General features: G+C 47.6%; 22 protein-coding genes and 1 pseudogene. 12 read left to right on the top strand and 11 right to left on the bottom strand.

What is annotated here, in order from left to right:
- Positions 1–28: 28 nt before the first annotated feature.
- Positions 29–229, top strand: coding sequence for a twin transmembrane helix small protein (locus ACO0LE_RS02930; protein ID WP_422958967.1), 201 nt, complete (start codon positions 29–31; stop codon positions 227–229).
- A gap of 75 nt (positions 230–304) precedes the next feature.
- Here ACO0LE_RS02930 and ACO0LE_RS02925 read toward each other — a convergent pair whose 3' ends face one another.
- From ACO0LE_RS02925 to ACO0LE_RS02895, 7 genes are all read right to left on the bottom strand, one after another.
- On the bottom strand, positions 305–1,165 hold the full coding sequence (locus ACO0LE_RS02925) for a cytochrome c oxidase subunit 3 (protein ID WP_422958913.1): 861 nt from the start codon (positions 1,163–1,165) through the stop codon (positions 305–307).
- Between the two features lie 61 nt (positions 1,166–1,226).
- Positions 1,227–1,442 carry a DUF2970 domain-containing protein gene (locus ACO0LE_RS02920; protein ID WP_422958912.1) on the bottom strand — a complete coding sequence of 72 codons (216 nt, stop codon included), beginning with the start codon at positions 1,440–1,442 and terminating at the stop codon, positions 1,227–1,229.
- 1 nt (position 1,443) lies between these two features.
- A complete protein-coding gene (locus ACO0LE_RS02915) occupies positions 1,444–2,022 on the bottom strand; it encodes a cytochrome c oxidase assembly protein (protein ID WP_422958911.1) in 579 nt (192 codons plus the stop codon).
- Positions 2,023–2,032: 10 nt separating this feature from the next.
- A complete protein-coding gene (locus tag ACO0LE_RS02910) occupies positions 2,033–2,137 on the bottom strand; it encodes a cytochrome oxidase small assembly protein (RefSeq protein WP_422957382.1) in 105 nt (34 codons plus the stop codon).
- Between the two features lie 38 nt (positions 2,138–2,175).
- Entirely contained in the window at positions 2,176–3,774 is a 1,599-nt protein-coding gene (ctaD, locus tag ACO0LE_RS02905; protein ID WP_422958910.1) for a cytochrome c oxidase subunit I, read from the bottom strand.
- Between the two features lie 24 nt (positions 3,775–3,798).
- Positions 3,799–4,971 (bottom strand): cytochrome c oxidase subunit II, encoded by a 1,173-nt coding sequence (gene coxB, locus ACO0LE_RS02900; RefSeq protein WP_422958909.1) that lies wholly within the window; start codon positions 4,969–4,971, stop codon positions 3,799–3,801.
- Between the two features lie 241 nt (positions 4,972–5,212).
- The gene (locus ACO0LE_RS02895) at positions 5,213–6,127 is read right to left on the bottom strand and encodes a methyltransferase domain-containing protein (RefSeq protein WP_422958908.1); all 915 of its coding nucleotides are present in this window, start codon (positions 6,125–6,127) and stop codon (positions 5,213–5,215) included.
- 71 nt (positions 6,128–6,198) lie between these two features.
- Between ACO0LE_RS02895 and ACO0LE_RS02890 the strand changes: the two genes are divergently transcribed.
- From ACO0LE_RS02890 to ACO0LE_RS02880, 3 genes are all read left to right on the top strand, one after another.
- On the top strand, positions 6,199–6,963 hold the full coding sequence (locus tag ACO0LE_RS02890) for a ComF family protein (protein WP_422958907.1): 765 nt from the start codon (positions 6,199–6,201) through the stop codon (positions 6,961–6,963).
- Positions 6,964–7,025: 62 nt separating this feature from the next.
- The gene (gene trmL / locus ACO0LE_RS02885) at positions 7,026–7,496 is read left to right on the top strand and encodes a tRNA (uridine(34)/cytosine(34)/5-carboxymethylaminomethyluridine(34)-2'-O)-methyltransferase TrmL (RefSeq protein ID WP_422958906.1); all 471 of its coding nucleotides are present in this window, start codon (positions 7,026–7,028) and stop codon (positions 7,494–7,496) included.
- Between the two features lie 156 nt (positions 7,497–7,652).
- Positions 7,653–10,484: an EAL domain-containing protein gene (locus ACO0LE_RS02880; protein ID WP_422958905.1), complete on the top strand. Its 2,832-nt coding sequence runs from the start codon at positions 7,653–7,655 to the stop codon at positions 10,482–10,484.
- Positions 10,485–10,515: 31 nt separating this feature from the next.
- Here the strand turns inward: ACO0LE_RS02880 and rfaE2 are convergent, their stop codons facing one another.
- Positions 10,516–10,992: a D-glycero-beta-D-manno-heptose 1-phosphate adenylyltransferase gene (gene rfaE2 / locus ACO0LE_RS02875; protein WP_422958904.1), complete on the bottom strand. Its 477-nt coding sequence runs from the start codon at positions 10,990–10,992 to the stop codon at positions 10,516–10,518.
- 85 nt (positions 10,993–11,077) lie between these two features.
- Positions 11,078–11,941, bottom strand: a complete 864-nt coding sequence (locus ACO0LE_RS02870; RefSeq protein ID WP_422958903.1) for a ferritin-like domain-containing protein — start codon at positions 11,939–11,941, stop codon at positions 11,078–11,080.
- A gap of 211 nt (positions 11,942–12,152) precedes the next feature.
- Here ACO0LE_RS02870 and ACO0LE_RS02865 point away from each other — a divergent pair, with 211 nt between their 5' ends.
- The 8 genes from ACO0LE_RS02865 (at position 12,153) to ACO0LE_RS02830 (ending at position 18,698) form a co-directional block, all read left to right on the top strand.
- The gene (locus ACO0LE_RS02865) at positions 12,153–12,728 is read left to right on the top strand and encodes a glutathione peroxidase (protein WP_422958902.1); all 576 of its coding nucleotides are present in this window, start codon (positions 12,153–12,155) and stop codon (positions 12,726–12,728) included.
- A 220-nt stretch (positions 12,729–12,948) separates the two neighbouring features.
- Entirely contained in the window at positions 12,949–14,235 is a 1,287-nt protein-coding gene (locus ACO0LE_RS02860; RefSeq protein ID WP_422958901.1) for an NAD(P)/FAD-dependent oxidoreductase, read from the top strand.
- 1 nt (position 14,236) lies between these two features.
- Positions 14,237–15,037, top strand: coding sequence for a DUF1365 domain-containing protein (locus ACO0LE_RS02855; RefSeq protein ID WP_422958900.1), 801 nt, complete (start codon positions 14,237–14,239; stop codon positions 15,035–15,037).
- Positions 15,034–16,272, top strand: coding sequence for a class I SAM-dependent methyltransferase (locus tag ACO0LE_RS02850; protein ID WP_422958899.1), 1,239 nt, complete (start codon positions 15,034–15,036; stop codon positions 16,270–16,272). Before ACO0LE_RS02855 ends, ACO0LE_RS02850 begins: the two co-directional genes overlap by 4 nt.
- Positions 16,269–16,856 (top strand): chalcone isomerase family protein, encoded by a 588-nt coding sequence (locus ACO0LE_RS02845; RefSeq protein WP_422958898.1) that lies wholly within the window; start codon positions 16,269–16,271, stop codon positions 16,854–16,856. The genes ACO0LE_RS02850 and ACO0LE_RS02845 overlap by 4 nt, the downstream gene beginning before the upstream one ends.
- Before the next feature lie 41 nt (positions 16,857–16,897).
- A complete protein-coding gene (locus ACO0LE_RS02840) occupies positions 16,898–17,449 on the top strand; it encodes a DUF3833 domain-containing protein (protein ID WP_422958897.1) in 552 nt (183 codons plus the stop codon).
- An 11-nt stretch (positions 17,450–17,460) separates the two neighbouring features.
- Positions 17,461–18,228, top strand: a complete 768-nt coding sequence (locus ACO0LE_RS02835) for an SDR family NAD(P)-dependent oxidoreductase (RefSeq protein WP_422958966.1) — start codon at positions 17,461–17,463, stop codon at positions 18,226–18,228.
- Positions 18,225–18,698, top strand: a complete 474-nt coding sequence (locus ACO0LE_RS02830; protein WP_422958896.1) for a nuclear transport factor 2 family protein — start codon at positions 18,225–18,227, stop codon at positions 18,696–18,698. The genes ACO0LE_RS02835 and ACO0LE_RS02830 overlap by 4 nt, the downstream gene beginning before the upstream one ends.
- A 387-nt stretch (positions 18,699–19,085) precedes the next feature.
- Here the strand turns inward: ACO0LE_RS02830 and ACO0LE_RS02825 are convergent, their stop codons facing one another.
- Positions 19,086–19,994 carry a PhaM family polyhydroxyalkanoate granule multifunctional regulatory protein gene (locus ACO0LE_RS02825; protein ID WP_422958895.1) on the bottom strand — a complete coding sequence of 303 codons (909 nt, stop codon included), beginning with the start codon at positions 19,992–19,994 and terminating at the stop codon, positions 19,086–19,088.
- Positions 19,995–20,091: 97 nt separating this feature from the next.
- Positions 20,092–21,396, bottom strand: a pseudogene (locus ACO0LE_RS02820) (branched-chain amino acid ABC transporter substrate-binding protein).
- Positions 21,397–21,499: the final 103 nt, after the last annotated feature.

The raw sequence follows: 21,499 nt of genomic DNA, 5'->3' as shown, positions 1-21,499 counted from the left end.
TAGAGTTTTTATGAGTGGGCAGAACGGCATGAAAATCCTGGTAGCAATCGCTTTTTTTCTGATCATCTTTAACATGGGATCTGCACTGGTTTACCTCATGAAGGATAAAGGCCGCAGTAATCGTACCGTCAAAGCTCTGGCCTTTCGGGTTGGTTTTTCGATTAGCCTGTTTCTCTTGATTTTACTGGCAAATCATTTTGGACTGATTCAACCAACTGGCATCAGATAAATAAGCAATCAACTATGCACACCTAACAAAAAGCCGCACATTGTGCGGCTTTTTTATGTATGACAAGTGTATCAGTTATAGCCAATATACGACGACATACAGACCGAGCCATACAACGTCAACAAAGTGCCAGTACCAAGCAGCACCTTCAAAAGCAAAATGCTGTTCAGGAGTGAAATGGCCCTTCATGACACGATACAAAACAACAGACAACATAATTGCACCCATGGTGACATGGAAGCCGTGGAAACCCGTCAGCATGAAGAATGTAGAACCATAGATACCTGAGGTCAGCTTCAGGTTCAGTTCGCTGTACGCATGCATGTATTCATACGCCTGAAAACCCATAAACACTGCGCCTAATAACACCGTAGCAAACAACCAGAACGCAGTTTTCGCGCGATGGCCTTCACGCAGCGCATGATGGGAGATTGTCAGTGTCACACCAGACGTCAACAGCAATGCCGTATTGATGGTAGGAATAGGGAAAGGACCCATGGTTTTAAATGCTTCAATCGTACCCGCCGGGCCTGCATTACCCCATTGTGCTGCGAAATCTGGCCATAAAACCTTATGGTCAAGATCCGCCAGCCAGGGCATAGAAATACTACGCGCATAGAACAAAGCACCAAAGAATGCACCGAAGAACATCACTTCCGAAAAAATGAACCAGCTCATACTCCAACGATAAGACACATCAATACGTGCGCTGTATTTACCGCCTTCAGATTCAGCGATTGCATCACCAAACCAGTTGTAGAGAACAACCAAAGTCAGAAAAATACCTGCAAAATTGAGGTAAGCACCCCAAGTAATACCGTTGACCCATGCTGACGCACCGATCATAGTCAACAATAAACTCGCCCCACCCAGAACTGGCCATTGCGATGGTCCAGGCACAAAGTAGTACGGTGCATTAGCGTTTTGAGAACTCATTTCCATCTCCCGATACAATTTTTAAACTTGAAGTATTACTTTATTTATTGCTAATTTTGACTTACTTTGCCACAACAGCTTTTACTATGAGCACCAAGATCGTAATAAAAATCAATGCGCCGAGAACACCAGCGATGATTACGTGAATTGGATTTAATTGCGCCGCATCCTGCTCATAATCATTTTTTTTTCGTATCCCTAAAAATGACCAGAATACTGCTTTCATCGTGGCAAAAAAAGAAATTTTCCGCTTACTAGCCTGCTTCAGCTCATCCATGTCATACGCCTTTATCAGCCAGTTTAGGTTTTCCACCTACCTCGAAAAACGTGTAAGACAAAGTAATGGTCTTTACATCTTTTGGCAGCGCCGGATCAATATAAAACACGACGGGCATTTGCCTAGCTTCATTCGCTTCTAAAGTCTGCTGCTTAAAACAGAAGCATTCCATTTTCTTGAAGAATGCCGAGGCTTGTTGTGGCGCATAACTAGGGATAGCCTGAGCATCCATTTTGTATGACTGCTTGTTCACCACCTCATACATTACTTGTGCCATTTCACCAGGATGCACTTTCATGCTTGATACCGTAGGACGAAAGCGCCAAGGCCCCTGTGTATTAGCATCAAACTCAATGGTAACTTCCCGCGTGCGGTCAATTTGAGAGTTCGTAATTTCTTTCACCGAAATATCTTTCGGCGTCAAAATATTCACTCCTGTCAACTCACAGATCTGCTTATAAATAGGTACCAAGGCATAACCGAAGCCAAACATCAATACAGCGATCACCAGCAGCTTACTCAACATAGTCGCGTTGAGTTTATTTTTACCTGATTTCACTTGATCTAATTCATCGGACATACCCTGAGCCTCAGCGCAAGGTTTGTTTGACGAATACACCAATAAAAAACACCAGGGCAACCGAAAACAAAATTAAAGCCGTTCTGAGATTGTTTGGTTTTTTGCCGTTACTCATTTTTACTTAAGGCGCTGCTAGCAGCGCCCTACCTTAATTTATTTAACGACAGGTGGTTCTTCGAATGTATGGAACGGTGCAGGACTAGGTACTGTCCATTCCAATCCTTCTGCGCCATCCCAAGGCTTCGCTGCTGCTGGTTGCCCGCCCTTGATCGACGGAATAACCACAGCCAGCAAGAAATAAACTTGCATCAGACCAAACCAGAAAGCGCCAATAGTTGCTACCTGGTTGAAATCCGTAAACTGTGCTGGATAATCCGCATAGCGGCGTGGCATACCGGCCAAGCCCAGGAAATGCATAGGGAAGAAAGTCACGTTGAACGCAATCAATGACCCCCAGAAGTGAATCTTGCCACGTGTTTCGTTGTACATGAAACCAGTCCATTTCGGACCCCAGTAGTAGAAACCGGCGAACAGTGCAAACAGTGAACCCGCCACCAATACATAGTGGAAGTGGGCAACCACGTAATAAGTATCCTGCAACTGGATATCAATCGGCGTCACCGCCAGGATCAGACCTGTGAAACCACCCATGGTGAATACGAAAATAAAGCCGACAGCAAACAGCATAGGCGTTTCGAAAGTCATCGAGCCTTTCCACATTGTTGCTACCCAGTTAAATACTTTCACGCCTGTTGGTACCGAGATCAACATGGTGGCGTACATGAAGAACAACTGTGCCGTCACTGGCATACCGGTTGTAAACATGTGATGCGCCCAGACGATGAAGGACAGAATCGCGATGGATGCAGTTGCATAAACCATCGATGCATAACCAAACAAAGGCTTACGGGCAAATGCAGGCACAATCTGGGAAACAATACCAAACGCCGGCAAAATCATGATGTACACCTCTGGATGTCCGAAGAACCAGAAAATGTGTTGATACATCACAGGGTCACCGCCGCCTGCAGCATTGAAGAAGGAAGTACCGAAATGACGATCAGTCAAAGTCATGGTGATCGCACCAGCCAATACCGGCATAACCGCGATCAACAGATAAGCAGTAATCAGCCAAGTCCAGCAGAACATCGGCATCTTCATCAAAGTCATGCCAGGAGCGCGCATGTTCAGGATGGTGGTGATGATGTTGATGGAACCCATGATGGAAGAAGCACCCATGATATGGACAGCGAAAATCGCCATGTCCATACCTGGACCCATTTGTGTGGACAATGGTGCGTACAGAGTCCAGCCAGCAGCAGTTGCACCACCAGGCACCCAGAAAGAACCCATCAGCAACAAGGCTGCCGGTGGCATCAACCAGAACGAAAAGTTGTTCATGCGGGCAAATGCCATATCGGACGCGCCGATTTGCAAAGGAATCATCCAGTTAGCAAAACCAACGAATGCCGGCATGATCGCACCGAACACCATAATCAGACCATGCATGGTCGTCAGCTGGTTAAAAAATTCCGGTTGCATCAATTGCAAACCAGGCTGGAACAATTCACTACGGATCATTAAGGCCAGCACGCCGCCAGATAACAACATCGTGAAAGCGAACCACAAATAGAGATTACCGATATCTTTGTGGTTGGTGGCGAATAAATAACGGCGCCAGCCATGAGGATGATCATGTGCATGATCGTCATGCGAGTGGTCGTGAGCGTGCGCGACTGTAGTAGAGCTCATCAAATTCTCCTGTTCTTCCTGCAATTACTTACGCGCAGCAAGCACTTCTGCTGGCTGAACAATGTTTTCGGCGGCTTTATTGGTCCAGCTATTACGAGTGTAAGTAATAACAGCAGCAATTTCTGTATCAGATAAAGTTGCTTTCCATGCTGGCATACCATTTTTACCGTTCAACAAAATCGCTTCCTGACCTGCTTTAGGACCATTCACAACAGCTGAGCCGTCCAGCGCAGGGAACGCACCAGGAACACCTTTACCCGTTGCCTGATGACAAGCTACGCAATTTGCCGCGTATACTTTTTCACCGCGCTGTTTCAGCTCATCGACTGTCCATACTTTATTTGGATCATCCGCTTTGGCTGCCATCTCTTTTTTCTTGCCATCGACCCAGACTTTGTAATCTGCTTCGGAAACAACTTTAACAACGATAGGCATAAATGCATGCTCTTTACCGCACAACTCGACGCACTGACCACGGTAAGTACCAACTTTTTCAGCCTTAAACCATGTATCACGAACGAAACCAGGGATAGCATCTTGCTTCACTCCAAAAGCAGGAATCGTCCATGAGTGGATCACGTCATTTGCCGTTGTAATGATGCGGACTTTCTTATTGACCGGCACGACCACTTCGTTATCAACTTCGAGCAAATAGTTATCGCCACGCGCTTCGGTAGGCGCTATACCAGGCGCACCGACTTGAGACCTTGGCGTGGAAAGTGTGGAAAGGAAGGAAATACCTTCACCCTCACCTTTGAGGTAATCGTATCCCCATTTCCACTGCATGCCCGTCGCCTTGATAGTCAGATCCGCATTGGAAGTATCCTTCATCGCGACGACTGTTTTAGTCGCAGGCAATGCCATTGCAATAACAATAATAAAAGGAACGATTGTCCACGCAATTTCAACTGCGGTACTTTCATGAAAAGTCGCCGCTTTGTGTCCTACCGATTTACGATGTTTCAAAATCGAATAAAACATCACGCCAAACACAGCAATAAAGATAGCCAGGCAGATGCCCAGCATTAAATTGTGTATGGAGTAAATTTGTGACGCAATTTGTGTCACCGGTGGTTGCAAATTCAATTGCATTACAGCTGGACCGCCTTGACTGTCTACCACTGCCCAAGATGGCAAGCTTGCCGCCAGGAGCGAGGCACCAAGCATTAACGACGGTAATCGCTTCGCATGTTTCATGATTTCCCCAAAAAACCCATTAGAATTCTTTTAACAGAAGCGTCCGTTTTGCTACAGCTCAAACAAAATATAGTGCCAATGCACAAGGACAACTTCCACAACTGCAAGAGTATAAGGCGTAAAGCGGCCCCATATCAAGCAGAAAGCGGGTCATATCACTATGATCTGGCGCATATCAGGCTCAGATTACGACACCTAAAATAAGTGGTGAGAAAAAAATCTCACCGAAGTTTGAGCTGAATTAAATTCCCTTTTTGGGAAAATCAAGCCGGATAATTGATTCACCTGATGCGAGTTTTTTGGGAATGGGCCGAAACGCATGCCCATAGACCACCTCCAGAGTCAACGGAATTCGCCCGTCTGCGCCGCGTGTGTGCGACAGGGCATCACTTAAACGCTGATGAGCAGCCCGCCCCAATAAGCCCTGACGACGTGTTAAAAGAGGATTGCCACCCATTGACTTCACGTCGGCAAACAATTGCTCCACGCTTTGATAGGTCAGGGTAATTTTTTCCATATCCATCACGGGAGTAGAAAATCCTGCATTGACCAGCATGTCGCCAAAGTCATGCATATCGACAAAAGGCAAGGTATGAGGTAAGTCATCGATCTCCGAGAAAGCACGGCGTAACTCCACTAAAGTATCTGGCCCAAAACAAGAAAACATCAGCAAACCCTCAGTACGCAGGACTCTGCGCCACTCAGCAAAGACCAGATCTGGCTGAGGATGCCAGTGCAAGGCAAGATTTGACCAGACCATATCGATAGAATTTGAGGCGATTGGCAGTCGTGCAAAATCCGCACACAAAAGACTATCCGAATGACTTGCACGCAAACCCGCTGGCAGCCACTTACCCAAAAGACGCCCCACTGAACTCTGTGCCGCGTCTCGCTTCCGGTGAGCTGAGCGCAACATCTGCTGCGAAGCATCCACACCAAGCAATTGCGCCTGGGGATATAAGCTCTGCATGTGAACCAAATCTGCCGCCTCGCCACAACCAGCATCCAGCAAGCGGCCGGGCTGAATTTTGACTAATTCCAGCTTTTCACGCATACGGACAGCGACCTCACGCCTTAAAAAATCAGATCCTTCCGTTTTTTCAGGATGTGAAAACAGGTACCGTACACGTGACAAATCAATTGGAGCGCTCAACATGGCTTAGGAATTTAGAGAATGCGATAATGTGCTGAGTTTACACGTTTGTCATCCATATCGCCGACCCTTGCATGCATTCCTCACGATTTAACCGACTTACTGCGTATCTGATGAAGACGGCAAGGCTACTGCCGTCTGCCTGCGTTTTATGTGGCAAGGACAATGAAAACACGCTTTGTCAAGCTTGTCGCATGCAGTATTTTCAGGCAACACAGATACGCTGCACGACATGCGCGTTGCCGATATTGAACCATATACACGTCATAGCCCTCACCACAAAAACACTACCGCGCTGCGGTGAATGTATTGCAAATCCTCCCAGCTTCGACCGTACGATCGTGGCATGCAACTATGTAGCACCGGCAGATCAGTTAGTACTAGCCTTAAAATTTGCCCATCAATTAATGCTGGCACCGCTGCTATCCAACTTATTAAGAGACGCCATCTTAAACAGCCTGGATCATCCATTGCCCGATGTATTGACGACAGTACCGCTTGGACAAAAAAGATTACAGGAACGTGGGTTTAATCAAGCAGTTGAGATAGGGAGACCGCTTTCCAAGCAGTTAGGCATTAAGTTTCAGGCCAATCTAATGGAGCGGACCAGAGAAACGCGACAACAAAGCAGCCTGCATCCAGATGAAAGACACAAAAATATGCGACAGGCATTTATCCCCAATGCCCAGTTCATTGACCAAGTTAAAGGTCGCCATATCGGAATCGTCGACGACGTCATCACAACAGGCACCACCTTGAACGAGATGGCCATGACACTTAAACGTTTTGGCGCCATCCGCGTAAGCAACTATGTATTTGCCAGAACCATCCCTCACTAATATCATCGCACTATCACGTAGCATCATGCACCACATCAGCTAAACAACTAAAGGAAATCACCTTGTTTCATGTCGTCTTAGTAGAACCCGAAATCCCGCCAAACACAGGGAACATTATCCGCCTCTGTGCCAACACAGGTGCAGAGCTGCATCTGATTGAACCACTTGGGTTCCCTCTGGACGATAGCAAAATGAAGCGTGCAGGTCTGGATTACCATGAATACGCAAATATGAAGGTGCACAAGAACTGGGAAGCTTTTTTGGAACTGGAACAGCCTGATATGGGCCGTATGTTTGCGCTCACCACACATGGCTCGTCAAGGTTTTCGGCAGCCAGCTTTATGCCGGGCGATTACTTTGTATTCGGCGCTGAAACACGTGGCTTGCATCCGAACTTGAGAAACTCATTTCCCGAATCCCAACGCATACGCTTACCTATGCGACCAGATAACCGCAGTCTCAACCTATCAAATACAGTAGCAATCGTCGTGTATGAGGCATGGCGTCAGAACGATTTTGCTGGCGGCGCTTAATTCGGTCCAACATTGCAAGGACCGAGTTGAAAACAACTAAATTAGATTCTTTCTGGAAAATTCCTCCCGCAGACAATACAAAGAGTTAATATTTGATCAAAGCTACCAAGCAAAGCTCAACCAAACGTACGCTATAAACTTCAATGTTCGACCTGATTGAATGGGGCTGATGAATTGAAAAATGTCGGTACATGGACCTGGTCCAAAGAATCCGGAGAATTCTACTGGTCACCGCTGGTGTGCGCCATTTTTGCTCTTGATCCCGCAAAAACCCGCTTATCAGCAACAGAAGCAGCACAGATTTATCCGGATCCCACCTGGAAGAAACTAGATTCAGCAATCAAAGAATCCGTCTTAAAAAGTACCCCCTTTGATATTGAATTTCAATTCACTGGCCCTGACGGACGCAGCAAATGGATAAGGCAACGTGGTATTGCTAATCAGGTCATCGAAGGAAAGGAATTTGCCACCGGTGTCACGATCCGCGGCACCATAGAAGATATCAGTGCAATGAAGTCGATCACTCAAGGCTTTCCGCATGAAACAGAAAATCTTCTGAATCTGATCGACGCACTTCCTTTCTGTATCTCCTATCTCGACGCAAATTTTCGCTACCAATTCATCAATCAAACCTATGTGAAATGGTTTGGCTTTGAAAAATCGGACGCAATTGGTATGGAAATATCGTCCGTCATCGGTCTTGAAGCGTTTGAAAAAGTACACGGGTACATTGATAGGGCCTTGGCTGGCGAGTATGTATCCTACGAAGCCCTCGTACCCTATTTTGGCAACACAGCCCGACACATAGCGGCGGAGCTCTATCCCGATTTTGGTGACAATGGCGTAAGAGGTTGCTATGCATTTATCCGGGATATTTCAGATCAAAAAAAAATTGAAGAACAACTCAAGACGAATGAAGAACGATGGAAACTCGCGCTAGAAGCATCTGGAGATGGCGTCTGGGACTGGTATCCGCAAACCGGTATAGAAATACTCTCGCCCAGACTAAAAGAAATTTACGGCTACGATGATAAAGAAATTCTAGATCTGTCAGAAGAACTAGACCGGCGCACACACTCGGATGATCTGGCTCAGATGTACGCTGATCGTCAGGCACATTTTGAAGGTAAGACGCCGATCTACATCAACGAACATCGGGTTCAGTGCAAAGACGGTCGCTGGAAATGGATACTCACTCGCGGTACCGTTATCCAAAGGAATGAACAAGGTAAACCTGTGCGTGTCATCGGTACACATACCGATATTTCAGAACGTAAACATGCCGAAGCCGCATTAAAGGAAAGCGAAGAACGGTTGAGGATGACGCTCTCAGCCAGCAGACAAGGACTCTACGATGTCAATGTCCAGACTGGCGCAGCGGTGGTGAATCAGGAATACGCGCAGATGTTGGGATACGAGCAAGCTGATCTTTGCGAATCGCATCAAGCCTGGATAGAGCGCATGCATCCCGATGACGTTCCTGTCGCAACCAAAGCTTACAATGATTACATTCAGGGACGCACCCCTGCGTACCGTGTCGAATTCAGACAAAAAACGACCAGCGGAGACTGGCGCTGGATACTCTCAGTCGGCGCGATTGTTGAGCGTGACGAGCATGGACAGCCGTTACGCATGCTCGGTACGCACCTCGACATCGACGAACGGAAAAATGCAGAAAGCGTTATCTGGCAACAAGCTCATATTGATACACTGACTGGCTTGCCAAACCGCAGGATGTTTTATGACCGCCTGGAACAGGACATCAAAAAATCCAAGCGCAACGGAAGAATGCTGGCCATCCTGTTTATCGATCTGGATCATTTCAAAGAGGTCAATGATACACTCGGCCACTCCGTCGGCGACACCTTATTAATTGAAGCAGCCAACCGACTGCTAGGTTGCGTCAGAGAATCCGACACCGTGGCACGTCTCGGTGGCGACGAGTTCACGATCGCCCTGCCGGGTCAGCATAACCCTGAACACGCGGAGCAAATTGCGCAGGCCGTCATCGATAAAATGACGAAGCCGTTTCAATTGGGAGAAGAAGAAATTTTTCTCTCCGCCAGCGTAGGAATCAGCTTGTATCCAGACGATGCGGACAACCTTGATGATTTGCTCAAGCACGCCGATCAGGCGATGTACGCGGCAAAAAATTCCGGTCGCAATCGCTTTCACTACTTCACACCGAGCATGCAAACTGCATCACTTGCTCGCCTCAGGTTGGGTAATGACTTGCGTACGGCGCTTTCAGAAAATCAACTTTCAGTTCATTTCCAACCTATCATTTCTCTGGAGACAGGACAAATCCATAAAGCGGAAGCGCTGATTCGCTGGCGTCACCCGCAACGTGGCTTTATCAGTCCGCTGGAATTCATTCCGATCGCTGAAAGCAGTGGATTGATTGTAGAAATCGGCGACATCGTATTTCGCGAAGCTGCGCGCTGCACGGCAAAATGGCGCCAGCGATTTCATGCACAAAAAGATTTTCAGATTAGTGTAAATCAATCGCCTGTCGAATTTCAACGCGACACATCCCGCTATGTCAGCTGGATCGATTATTTACATGAATTAGCATTGCCGGGACAAGCAATCAGTGTAGAAATTACCGAGGGTTTGCTGCTCGATGCAAGCACCAAGGTCACGGACAAATTATTACAGTTCCGGGATGCAGGGATTCAAGTCGCGCTGGACGATTTTGGTACAGGCTATTCATCCTTGTCCTATTTGAAAAAGTTTGATATCGACTACCTGAAAATCGATCAGTCATTTGTACGCAATATGACACCCGGCTCTAGCGATTGTGCACTGGCGGAGGCCATCATTGTCATGGCACACAAGCTAGGACTGAAGGTCATTGCCGAAGGGGTAGAAACTGAATTGCAGCGCGACTTGTTAAAAAATGCCGGATGCGATTATGGACAAGGCTACTTGTTTTCGAGACCGGTGCCACCAGACGAATTTGAGCTGCTGTTAGCGCGGAACCATTAATGTCCCCTTGATACAGCAACAATTGCGGCAATTATTTTGCCCGGACTTTCGCCAGTAATTTACTCGTGGAGCGATCATGTTCAAAATCAATTGCTTTCACCTGCCCGCCATAAGCCAAGACCGCTTTGCCTTCCGGAATCGCCGCCATATCGTAGTCTCCACCCTTTACATACAGATCTGGCTGAGCAAGCTCAACAATTTGTAAAGCCGTGTCCTCATCAAAATCGACAACCAGACTAACGGACTCCAAGGAAGCTAACACAGCCAGTCTGTCTTCACAGCTATTGACCGGTCTGTCGTCACCTTTGCCTAAGCGCTTCACAGAAGCATCTGTGTTTACCGCAACAACCAGAGATGCCCCTAAAGCGCGTGCCTGATCAAGGTAAGTGACGTGCCCCCTGTGCAAAATATCAAAGACGCCATTCGTCATCACGACCGGCTTTGGCAAAGCTGCGATACGCTCGCGTAAGCCGCTTGCTGTGGTTATTTTTTGTTCAAATGTGGTCATGATGTCTTGTGATTCCAACCAATGAAAAAAGCCGCAATCTGCTGCGGCTTTTTCATTGTAAACGAATTGCGTAACAATTCGGATTCTATGCGGCACCCAAAATAACAGGATCTCCTGCTGCCAGTCTCTGCGTCACTTCTTTACGGTAGCGATTTAAATCCTGAACAGATTCAAAGGTGCGGTCAAACAGCAAGGACATATTGTGCAAAATTCGTTCGATCACTTTCTTTTCCCAAACACCGTCGAACTTAATCTGGCCATCAAGCCAGCGCTCCAGCCAGTCAGGATCAGGCAGGCGACTTTGCACTGTGTCTTTAGGAAACAACGACTGATTTACATGCAGATTGGTCGGATGCAAGGGCTTTTCGGTACGGCGGGCAGACGCCATCAATACACCGATCTTTGCAAACGCTGCGCGGGCAGTATCGCCGGCTTCGCCCAGGGCTTTTTTCATATAGCGTAAATATGCACCGCCGTGACGTGCCTCATCCTGGCTGATGATTTTGTAAATCTGCTTGATCACAGGTTCTGTATGCCAGTCGGATGCGCAGCGGTACCAGTGATTCAAACGGATTTCGCCGCAAAAATGCAGCATCAGCGTTTCCAGCGGTGGTGCAGGGTCGAACTCAAAACGCACATTGTCCAGCTCTTCTTCAGTAGGCACTAATTCAGGGTGAAAGCGGCGCAGATACTCCATCAATACTAACGAATGTTTTTGCTCTTCAAAAAACCAGATCGACATAAAAGCAGAAAAATCACTATCGCCACGGTTATCGCGCAAAAACATTTCCGTAGCAGGTAATGCCGACCATTCGGTAATCGCATTCATTTTGATCGTCTGCGCCTGCTCTGGCGTCAACTTTGACGCATCGTACTGATCCCAATTAATGTCCGTTTCCATATTCCAGCGGACTTGCTCTAAGGATTTAAACAATTCTGGGTAAAGCATGATGACCTTTACAAAGTTAAAGCAAAAATAGAGTCGATTTTCTAATTTTACCAGACGGATGTGACCGCTTCACGACAAGCTCGATTTTGCCTGTTTTATATCTTGCTGCTAATTTGATAATTGGGGTTCAACCGCATTTTTTCAAATGCGATAAGATAGTTTTCAGGAAAAAAACGCTGAAATCCCCCAAAACTAGGCCAAGGAAACCATCATGAGACGACTAATTCGCATTTTCACCATCCTGAGTGTAGGATTTATTGTAAATGTAGCATCAATATCAAGTGCCTTTGCCGAAGACAAGACAAGTTGTCCCGCAGTTTTAAACCATAAATTTAAACGCTTACAAGACGAATCTGCACAAGATCTCTGTCAGTTCGCAGGCAAAGTCACTTTGGTTGTGAACACCGCTAGCTACTGTGGATTCACCAGCCAATATCAGGGGCTGGAAGAGCTGCACGCTAAATACAATCCTAAAGGTCTGGTGGTATTAGGATTTCCCTCAAACGATTTTGGCCAGCAAGAACCGGGCAACAGCAAGGAAATTGCCGACTTTTGCTTCAATACTTACGGAGTGAAATTTCCCATGTTCACCAAGACCTCAGTCAAAGGCAAAGAGGTGAATCCTCTGCATGCACAGTTGATCCAAGCAACCGGTACGACACCAAAATGGAATTTCTACAAATACCTGATTGACCGCAAAGGCAACGTCGTAGCGGCCTACTCCAGCACCACGACACCGGACGATAAAAAGCTGGTTGCTGACATCGAAAAAGCACTAGCCCAATAAACCAGAAGACAATCAGACGAAGGGTGCGGATTACGCACCCTTTTTTTAAAAATGAACCTCGGGATCTTACCGGCATTCAGATCCTGGATACTTCCAATATCAAAAAGTTTTTTGCAATAGTTAAAAATAGTTGAATCCGATAGGCAACTTCAAACGAATAAGACATAAGAACATCGTTTTATTGCCAAAAATTTATTACCCTCTGCCCTCACAAAATAATATGAAAATTGCGGTCATCGGTTCCGGCATCTCCGGTCTCTCCTGTGCATATCGTCTTTCACAGGCGCAATATGATGTCAGCCTGTTTGAGGCAAACGACTATTTCGGCGGTCATACTCATACCGTTGATGTCAGCCTGGACGGCCATACCTACGGCGTAGATACCGGTTTTTTGGTCTTCAATCACAAAACCTATCCGAATCTGGTCAGCTTATTTAAAGAATTAGACATCGAAACGGCTGCGACCGATATGTCGTTTTCCGTCAAGATGCCGGTGAACAACCGCAGCCTGGAATGGGCCGGCGCAAATCTGGATACCGTGTTTGCCCAACGACGCAATCTGTTCAGTCCAAGTTTTTTGGGTATGTTGCGCGATATCCTGCGCTTTAATCAGCAAACTACGGCACTCGCAAATTCAAAAAATGTAGCTGACAGCGATTTTCAGTTGTCGCTGGGAAGCTTCCTGGATAAGCATCACTACGGACAGGCATTCCGCACCTGGTACTTGCTGCCGATGGCTGCCTGTATCTGGTCTTGTCCCACCGCGACCATGATGAGTTTTCCGTTGTCCTCCTTCGTCCGGTTTTGCCATAACCACGGGCTGTTGCAGGTAAATGACCGTCCACGCTGGCAAACCGTCAAAGGCGGAGCACGTCACTATGTGGAAAAAATCCTCAAGCTGATTCCAAAAAAATATCTGAACACGCCCGTTCTTTCCATCCACAGAACGCCGCGACACACTGTTCAGTTAATGACCAAAGACGGCATCCAAGAATTTGATCAAGTGGTACTTGCGACCCATAGCGATCAGAGTCTCGCGATGCTCAGCGATGCATCGCGCGATGAACAAGATATTTTATCGGCGGTCACGTATCAGCCAAACAAGGCTGTCCTGCATACCGATGCATCTTTCTTACCGAAGAAAAAGAAAGCCTGGTCTGCCTGGAATTACCAGAGCGAGAGCGGTAATGAAGCGAAAGTCTGCGTTCACTACCTGATTAACCAGTTGCAGCCACTACCGTTCAGTACCCCTGTCATCGTCAGCCTGAATCCGATTGACGCTCCTGCGCCGTCATCCGTACTGGCAAGCTTTGACTATGCCCATCCCGTTTTTGATCAAAAAGCGATAACAGCGCAAAGCCGGCTGCATCAGATACAAGGTAACAATGGCGTTTGGTTTGCGGGTGCCTGGACCGGCTATGGCTTCCATGAAGATGGCCTGAAATCTGGTCTGGCAGTTGCGGAGCAAGTACAACGCCTGGATCAACAAGAAGCACGCGCAGCCTAAAATGACATCGACCATGACATCGATACGTTTATGCACCGGCGAGGTCAGACATCATCGCCTGCGTCCTGCTGTTAACCGCTTTACTTACGGCGTGTTCTTCATTCGCGTGAGCTTGCGTGGTACCGCTCATCAGGCATCAGAACTCTCATGCTCTGGGTTTTCACATAACCGGTTTAATTTGCTATCTTTCTTCGACAAAGATCATGGCGATGGTCAGCAGACGCCTCTTGCCTGGGTAGAAAACTTATTACTGTCCGAAGGCATCGCTGATGCTGATGGCGACATCACACTGCAATGTTTTCCGCGGGTTTTCGGTTATGTATTTAACCCTGTGTCTTTCTGGTTTTGTCATCGTCAGGACGGCGAACTGCGTGCCGTTGTTTGCGAGGTTCGCAATACCTTCGGGGAAAAACATATCTACCTGCTAGACACCGGCGACATACAGCACTACGGACAAGAGTTAAGTGCAAAAAAAATCTTCCATGTGTCACCATTTTGTGCGATCGAAGGCCAATATCGCTTTCGCTTCATGCGTACATCGCGCGACATCGGAGAACAGCATCAGACTCAGCACGTCGCCCGCATCGAATATGACGATGATGCAGGCCCGCTGCTGCTGACGAGCATTGCCGGTAGCGAACAGAACATGACTGCAACAAGTATTGCCAGAGTCATGCTGCGTTATCCCCTGATGACGTTCGGTGTGGTCGCCCGCATCCATTTACAAGCGCTATACCTCTGGTTCAAGCGTGTACCTTTTTTTTCCAAACCACTCCCACCAGCTAACGAGGTCAGTCGATGAGTAGTCTGCATCCCACCATCCATCCCCATCAGGAGCAAAGCACGCCTTTAAATGCGGCGCAGTTCCCGGCTGAAGCTAAATTCGTGTTGAGCCTGCTGCATAAGCTAGAGAACGCTAACCTGACAATACAATTTCCCGATGGTCAGGAAGGCCATTTTGGCGATCATAATCACAGCCCGGTCAGAATGGTGCTGAATAACTGGCAGCTCTGCCGCTCAGTGCTCAAATCAGGGGATATCGGCTTTGCAGAAAGCTATATCGAAGGTCACTGGACCACCGGTCAGTTACCCGCTTTAATCGAACTGATTTCCCGTAACCGTCAGCAACTTGAATCTGTGATTTACGGTACCTGGTGGGGTAATCTGCTGTATCGGATTAAGCATCTGCTGAACCGCAATTCGCGTGCTGGCAGTAAGAAAAATATTCACGCCCATTACGACATCGGCAATGATTTTTACCGCTTGTGGCTGGATCCTTCGATGACCTATTCAAGTGCATTGTTCTCTGGCGATAAAGTCGAGACTTTGCATGATGCGCAGCTGGCAAAGTACCGTCGTATCCTGCAACAGCTCGCGGTTCATCCACACGATAACATTCTGGAAATCGGCTGTGGCTGGGGCGGCTTTGCAGAAATCGCCAGCACCGAAGCGTTCGCCCATGTGACAGGTCTGACGCTCTCCACTGAGCAATTGCACTTTGCCCAAGAACGTCTGCAAAAAGCGGGCCTGCATGAAAAGAGCAAGCTACAGATTCAGGACTATCGTGACGCTCACGGTAGCTACGACGCTATTGCGTCTATAGAGATGTTTGAAGCCGTCGGTGAAGCTTACTGGCCAAGCTATTTTGAATGCATCAGCCGCAATCTGAAACAAGGCGGCAGAGCATGTGTGCAAAGTATCGTGATCGCCGATGAATTGTTTGAGCGCTATCGCAAAGGAACCGACTTTATCCAGCAATATATTTTTCCTGGCGGGATGTTGCCATCGATACAGATTTTCAAAGAATATGCAAAACAACATGGCCTGCAGGTGGTCGATACTTTCACTTTCGGCCTCGACTATGCACGTACTTTGCAGGAATGGAGAAATGCATTCATGGCGAAACTGCCAGAAATCATAGCCCAAGGATTCGATCAAGAATTTATCCGCACCTGGGAGTTTTATCTCGCCTATTGTGAAGCTGGCTTCCGGGCGCATAGCATTGATGTTGCGCAATTCACCTTGATCAAATCATGATTTTGTACATTTATGTGTGGCGAACCCTCTATATAAGCACTATGCTGTGTTGTATGTGGGGTGCCACGCCTGCATTTGCCAACAGCGACAAAGCAATCTCTAACGTACATATTCAGCAAGAACTCGGTCAGGCGAAGCCCTTGGGCAAAGGTACGTTCCGCTGGTTTGGAATCGCTATATACGACGCGCAGTTATGGGTAGGCAAAGACGGCTACTTGCCAGAAGCCAACGGTCAGTTAGGACGTCAAACAATCGCGCTGGACCTGACCTATGCCCGTAACCTGATTGGTGCAAAAATAGCCGAAGCCAGCATTGAAGAAATCCAGAAACTCAAGCTAGGCACCGAGGAGCAACGAAAATCCTGGCTGACACAAATGACGAAATTGTTCCCTGATGTAAAAGAGGGCAATCACATCACAGGTATATTTCTGCCAGGTCTCGCGGCACGTTTTTATCTCGACGGAAAATTATTGGGGGAGATCAAGGACCCTGAATTTGCTCATGCCTTCTTTTCCATCTGGCTGGATAAAAAAACCTCAGCCCCGGGCCTGCGCCAAAAGTTACTGGAAACCAGTTCCCAATAAACTAGCACAGCGCTGTCTCACCTAATAGCAAGGACAAAATCATGAAGCTCTCTACACTGATGCGCAGTATCGCCTTATTTACTGCCGTACTCTTACTGAGTTCCTGCGCGAGCACGAATGATCCGAAATTATATGTAGCAGAAAAACCCGTACTCGAATTAACGCAGTTCTTTAACGGCACCATTGATGCGTGGGGAATGTTTCAGGATCGTTCAGGAAAAATCGTAAAACGGTTTACCGTTGTCATGCGTTGCGAATGGCAAGGCGATACAGGCACGCTTGATGAAGATTTTACTTACTCAGACGGTACTCGCCAAAAACGTATCTGGACCTTGAAGAAAACGAGTGCAGGTAAGTTCACCGGGACCGCCCCAGATGTCATTGGTGAAGCGCAAGGCGTTGTATCAGGTAATACCCTGCACTGGAATTATGTCCTGGCATTGCCCGTCGATGGAAGAATCATCCATGTTGATTTCGATGATTGGATGGTGCTGATGGACGAGAAGGTCATGCTGAATCGTGCGATTATGAGTAAATACGGGATAGAACTTGGTAGTGTGACCTTGTCTTTTACCAAGCGGAGTAGCAAGTAATCATGGCAACGATGAATCCAAAAATTACTGACTGGCTTGGTAAAAAAGTATGGGTCATCGGCGCGTCGTCTGGGATAGGTGCGGAGACTGCCTTGCTCTTGCTACAAAAAGGCGCGCAGGTAGCCTTATCGGCGCGGCAAACAACTCTGTTGAACCAGCTCGCCGCTGGACACAGCCATGCGGTGGTCGCACCCGTAGACATCACCGACCATACTACCCTGGTAAAAGCACATGCCGATTTAATACAGCAATGGGGCAAGATTGACCTGACGCTGATCGTCGCTGGTGGCTACAACGCGATGCGTGCCGATGAATTCGATTTGAAGGCGGCTAATCGTTTAATCGATCTGAATTTGCGCGGCGTATTGAATTGTCTCGATGTAGTTTTACCGCCTCTGATCAAACAGGGATCTGGCGGGGTCGGCATAGTTGGCTCTGTCGCGGGCTTATCAGGCCTGCCAAAAGCCTTGATTTATGGACCCACTAAAGCCGCCATCATCAACTTGTGCGAATCGTTGTACTTCGATTTACATCCAAAGAATATTGCGGTCTATCTAATCAGCCCGGGGTTTGTCAAAACACCACTCACGGCAGGCAATGATTTTGAGATGCCGTCACTCATCACCGCAGAGGTCGCTGCCGCAGAACTCGTTGGCGGGATGGAGCGAGGAGAATTTCATATCCATTTTCCGAAGCGATTTACCAACTGGCTGAGATTCGCACGCCTGCTTCCATACCGCTGGTATTTTGCTCTAATACGCAAGACCACTGGCCTATGAACACCAAAAGCACTGAGAATACTGACAATGCCGATGCCACTCTCTATGAAGAGGCTTTGCGCAAACTCGTCATCTTCTTTGAAACGCTGACACCAGAAAGCGTGCAGCAGATCCCGTCGGTCTACGCTGAAAAAGCCTACTTCAAAGACCCTTTTAATGAAGTGCAGGATGTCGCTGCGGTACAAGCAATTTTTGCGCACATGTTTGCCCAGGTCGATCAACCACGTTTTAAAGTGCATACCAGGCTGTTGCAAGGAAATGAAGCATTCATCAGCTGGGATTTTCTGTTTTCGATGAAGCGTTTTTCGACGGAGCTGCAAAGAATCAAAGGCGCAACTCATCTTCGCTTTCGTGAAGATGGTCGAGTCAGTTATCACCGGGACTATTGGGATGCTGCCGAAGAACTATATGAAAAACTTCCGGTACTGGGCGGCCTGATGCGACTGCTGAAGCGCGCTGCCAAGAACTGAGGCATGTCGTCTCCATTGATGACAAATAGCGTCGCGAGTCAATAAAGCGCGACCATCGAACGACGCGATGCGCTTGATTCGATTTTTGAAGTTTCCTACGAATCCGCAATATAGATGCGCCTTCCAGGCTGAAATGCTTCTGAAAGCCGCATCTATATTGCGTATTGAATGTAGGAGAACTTCCAGAATCTCCGAATAGAACAATCACATCGAGGACTGACACAAAAACCAAGACCTCTCACCACAGAGATACGGAGGCGCGGAGACACAGAGAAAAGACGGGAATATGCGGCTCCCTGAAATACCGATTAAAAGGTTTTTAGAAGTTCTCGTTAATGGTGATAGATAAACCAAGTAGCTTTCTGCTTTGCGTCAGTCCTGTTCTGACTATTTATTCGCCGCTGTCGATTTTTTCACACTCGCAACAGTGGTTTTTGCGACCGCTGACGGCTGACGAGATACAGATTTTTTGATAACCGGGCCCGGCGTTTTTTTATTCGCAGTCTTAGTGCTAACGGTTTTTTTGTTAGCCGGCACAATGGTCTTCGATGTATTGACGGTGCTGCCTTCGGTTTTTTTAGAGACAGTTTTTATTGCTGCTGTTTTTTTCAGTGTTGCTTTTTTTAATGCTGCTTTTTTTATAGATTGATCAGCCTTATCTGATTTGGTAACTATTGCGGCATCTGCCTCACCGATCATCGCGTTACTAACCGCTTGCTTGAACTGATCTTGCAACAGATTCCACCATGCTGCCGGATTAGAGAAGGCTGAATTACCATCCGCCGCTTGCGCTGCCTTCTCTGCGGGTTCTTCCGAGTCTTTGCTATCCATCACTTTAGCAGAGCTTACACTCGCTGTTGCTGGCTCTGTTGCCGCTTCCATAAACGTTTTGTGTACCGGCTCACCATCCGGTTCCTGCTTTACCTCTGACGCTGCAGCATTAGGCCAAAATGTATTTTTGGTGAATTCAAACGGTTTTACTGGCACTTCGGATTTGCCTGCGCCTGCATTGGCCATTGTGCTGGCGAAGCTCTCTCCGAGAGAATTCAGTGCAGCGATCGTCGCTCTTTGTACTTCTAGGGCTTGTATGGTTCCTCGCAACATATTCATGTTAACGGTCAGCCATGATTCCACGGTTTTGAGATCCTTGATTTTTTTATCCAGCTCATCTATCGACACGGTCGGCGTTACCATCCCTGGCACATGCATACCTCCCCAGATATTTTTAACAAAAGACAGGGTGTCGTTCATTGAATTCATGCCTGGAAAATCATTTCCTTGAAACGGGGAAGTCATACTGCTCTCCTAAAGGGGCTGTCAGATCGTCTATTTCGTCAGAACACGCAACACTCATACAAGACTCATAGGAATGCTATAAGGCTCATGCGCCGTGTCAGTGATCACGTAAGAAGCTTTTGTCCATCTTGCATGAGCTTGGCAATGCCGTCAATGCAGATGCGAAATAGCGCTCTGTTTTAAAACCGTAGCCACTACCCTCATTATCAAACCTTAGCCCGCTTCTGGCGTCAGGATTGCGCTTCTGCATGACGGAGACGTATAAGGCCTGTATCAATTGGTGATCGCTTGCACGCATGCTCGCATCATGAAAGCCATTATTGAAACCGGCCCCCTCCATTGCCCTGGCGACGGCGCCGGCTTCTACGCTACCCGCTTTTTCTATCGCCGCCACCAGCATATTCACCAGTATATGCATACGTAAATGCACATAATCATCACGGGGATCAGGATAACGTCGCCGGAAGCTTTGATAAAACGCATCGCTGTCAGATCCTCCGGCATTCGGATGCCACTCAGCAACTGCTCTGACACGGCCAATACCGGCATCGCCAATCGCTGCCGGGGCACCCAGAGCGTTTGCATAAAAGGTATAAAACCTGGTATCCATGCCTGCATCTTTCACGGCTTTGATTAACAAGGTCAGGTCATTACCCCAGTTTCCAGTGATCACCGTATCTGCGCCGCTGGCCTTGATTTTGGCGGCATAGGGGGCGAAATCTTTAATCTTGCCTATGGGATGCAAATCATCCCCGACAATGCTGATATCCGGACGCTTCTTTGTCAGCATGCTGCGCGCAGTGGCCGCGACCTGCCTGCCAAAACTGTAATCCTGGCCAATCAGATACACTTTCTTTACCCGTTCGTCATCGCGTATCACTTCAGTCAATACATGCAAGCGCATATCGGCATTCGCATCAAAGCGAAAATGCCAGTAGCTACATTTCTCATTCGTCAAACTCGGCTCCACTGCCGAATAATTCAAAAACAGAACACGATGCTGCGGCACTCGCTGATTATGCTTATTGATAGCATCGACCAGTGCCAAGGCAACCGCCTAGCTGTTGCCCTGAACAATGAACGGAATATCCTGATCGGTCACATGTTTAAAAATCGTCAGGCTATCTTCAACTCCCTGCTTGTTATCAAAGCTTGTTAATTGCAGAGGATGCTGGCCATCTGCCAGCCGCACACCCCCTCGGGCATTCACCTGCTCTATCGCCATTTGCAGGTTACGGACAACCGCTTCACCGGCATTACTGAATGCACCACTCAAGCCATCGATCATTGCGATCCGTATTGGCTTAGCTTGCACAGATGCATTAGCTGCGTACGATTGAGATAGTGTAAGCACGCTAAATAAAGTAAATAAGACCAAGACAAACAAATCTGCGCGACGCATTTGTTTTGATGGGGAGAAAGAAAACCAGAGGGAGGTCACGGACGACACCAAGGACATAAAACTTCTTCTTTTCTAATTTTTTGACAAGTTAAGCGGAACTTTC

This window comes from Undibacterium sp. Xuan67W, from assembly GCF_049340165.1.
GTDB lineage: Bacteria > Pseudomonadota > Gammaproteobacteria > Burkholderiales > Burkholderiaceae_D > Undibacterium.
This window is presented reverse-complemented; position numbering and strand designations above follow the sequence as displayed.

Excerpts from the sequence above, each read along its gene's own strand:
- rfaE2 (WP_422958904.1), bottom strand. The coding sequence starts at position 10,992 with ATGACCACATTTGAACAAAAAATAACCACAGCAAGCGGCTTACGCGAG.
- ACO0LE_RS02910 (WP_422957382.1), bottom strand. The coding sequence starts at position 2,137 with ATGAGTAACGGCAAAAAACCAAACAATCTCAGAACGGCTTTAATTTTG.
- ACO0LE_RS02915 (WP_422958911.1), bottom strand. The coding sequence starts at position 2,022 with ATGTCCGATGAATTAGATCAAGTGAAATCAGGTAAAAATAAACTCAAC.
- ACO0LE_RS02840 (WP_422958897.1), top strand. The coding sequence starts at position 16,898 with ATGAAGCTCTCTACACTGATGCGCAGTATCGCCTTATTTACTGCCGTA.
- ACO0LE_RS02870 (WP_422958903.1), bottom strand. The coding sequence starts at position 11,941 with ATGCTTTACCCAGAATTGTTTAAATCCTTAGAGCAAGTCCGCTGGAAT.
- ACO0LE_RS02895 (WP_422958908.1), bottom strand. The coding sequence starts at position 6,127 with ATGTTGAGCGCTCCAATTGATTTGTCACGTGTACGGTACCTGTTTTCA.
- ACO0LE_RS02830 (WP_422958896.1), top strand. The coding sequence starts at position 18,225 with ATGAACACCAAAAGCACTGAGAATACTGACAATGCCGATGCCACTCTC.
- ACO0LE_RS02825 (WP_422958895.1), bottom strand. The coding sequence starts at position 19,994 with ATGACTTCCCCGTTTCAAGGAAATGATTTTCCAGGCATGAATTCAATG.
- ACO0LE_RS02930 (WP_422958967.1), top strand. The coding sequence starts at position 29 with ATGAAAATCCTGGTAGCAATCGCTTTTTTTCTGATCATCTTTAACATG.
- ACO0LE_RS02855 (WP_422958900.1), top strand. The coding sequence starts at position 14,237 with ATGACATCGACCATGACATCGATACGTTTATGCACCGGCGAGGTCAGA.
- ACO0LE_RS02850 (WP_422958899.1), top strand. The coding sequence starts at position 15,034 with ATGAGTAGTCTGCATCCCACCATCCATCCCCATCAGGAGCAAAGCACG.
- ACO0LE_RS02920 (WP_422958912.1), bottom strand. The coding sequence starts at position 1,442 with ATGGATGAGCTGAAGCAGGCTAGTAAGCGGAAAATTTCTTTTTTTGCC.
- ACO0LE_RS02865 (WP_422958902.1), top strand. The coding sequence starts at position 12,153 with ATGAGACGACTAATTCGCATTTTCACCATCCTGAGTGTAGGATTTATT.
- ACO0LE_RS02860 (WP_422958901.1), top strand. The coding sequence starts at position 12,949 with ATGAAAATTGCGGTCATCGGTTCCGGCATCTCCGGTCTCTCCTGTGCA.
- ACO0LE_RS02890 (WP_422958907.1), top strand. The coding sequence starts at position 6,199 with ATGCATTCCTCACGATTTAACCGACTTACTGCGTATCTGATGAAGACG.
- ACO0LE_RS02925 (WP_422958913.1), bottom strand. The coding sequence starts at position 1,165 with ATGAGTTCTCAAAACGCTAATGCACCGTACTACTTTGTGCCTGGACCA.
- ACO0LE_RS02835 (WP_422958966.1), top strand. The coding sequence starts at position 17,461 with ATGAATCCAAAAATTACTGACTGGCTTGGTAAAAAAGTATGGGTCATC.
- ACO0LE_RS02845 (WP_422958898.1), top strand. The coding sequence starts at position 16,269 with ATGATTTTGTACATTTATGTGTGGCGAACCCTCTATATAAGCACTATG.
- coxB (WP_422958909.1), bottom strand. The coding sequence starts at position 4,971 with ATGAAACATGCGAAGCGATTACCGTCGTTAATGCTTGGTGCCTCGCTC.
- ctaD (WP_422958910.1), bottom strand. The coding sequence starts at position 3,774 with ATGAGCTCTACTACAGTCGCGCACGCTCACGACCACTCGCATGACGAT.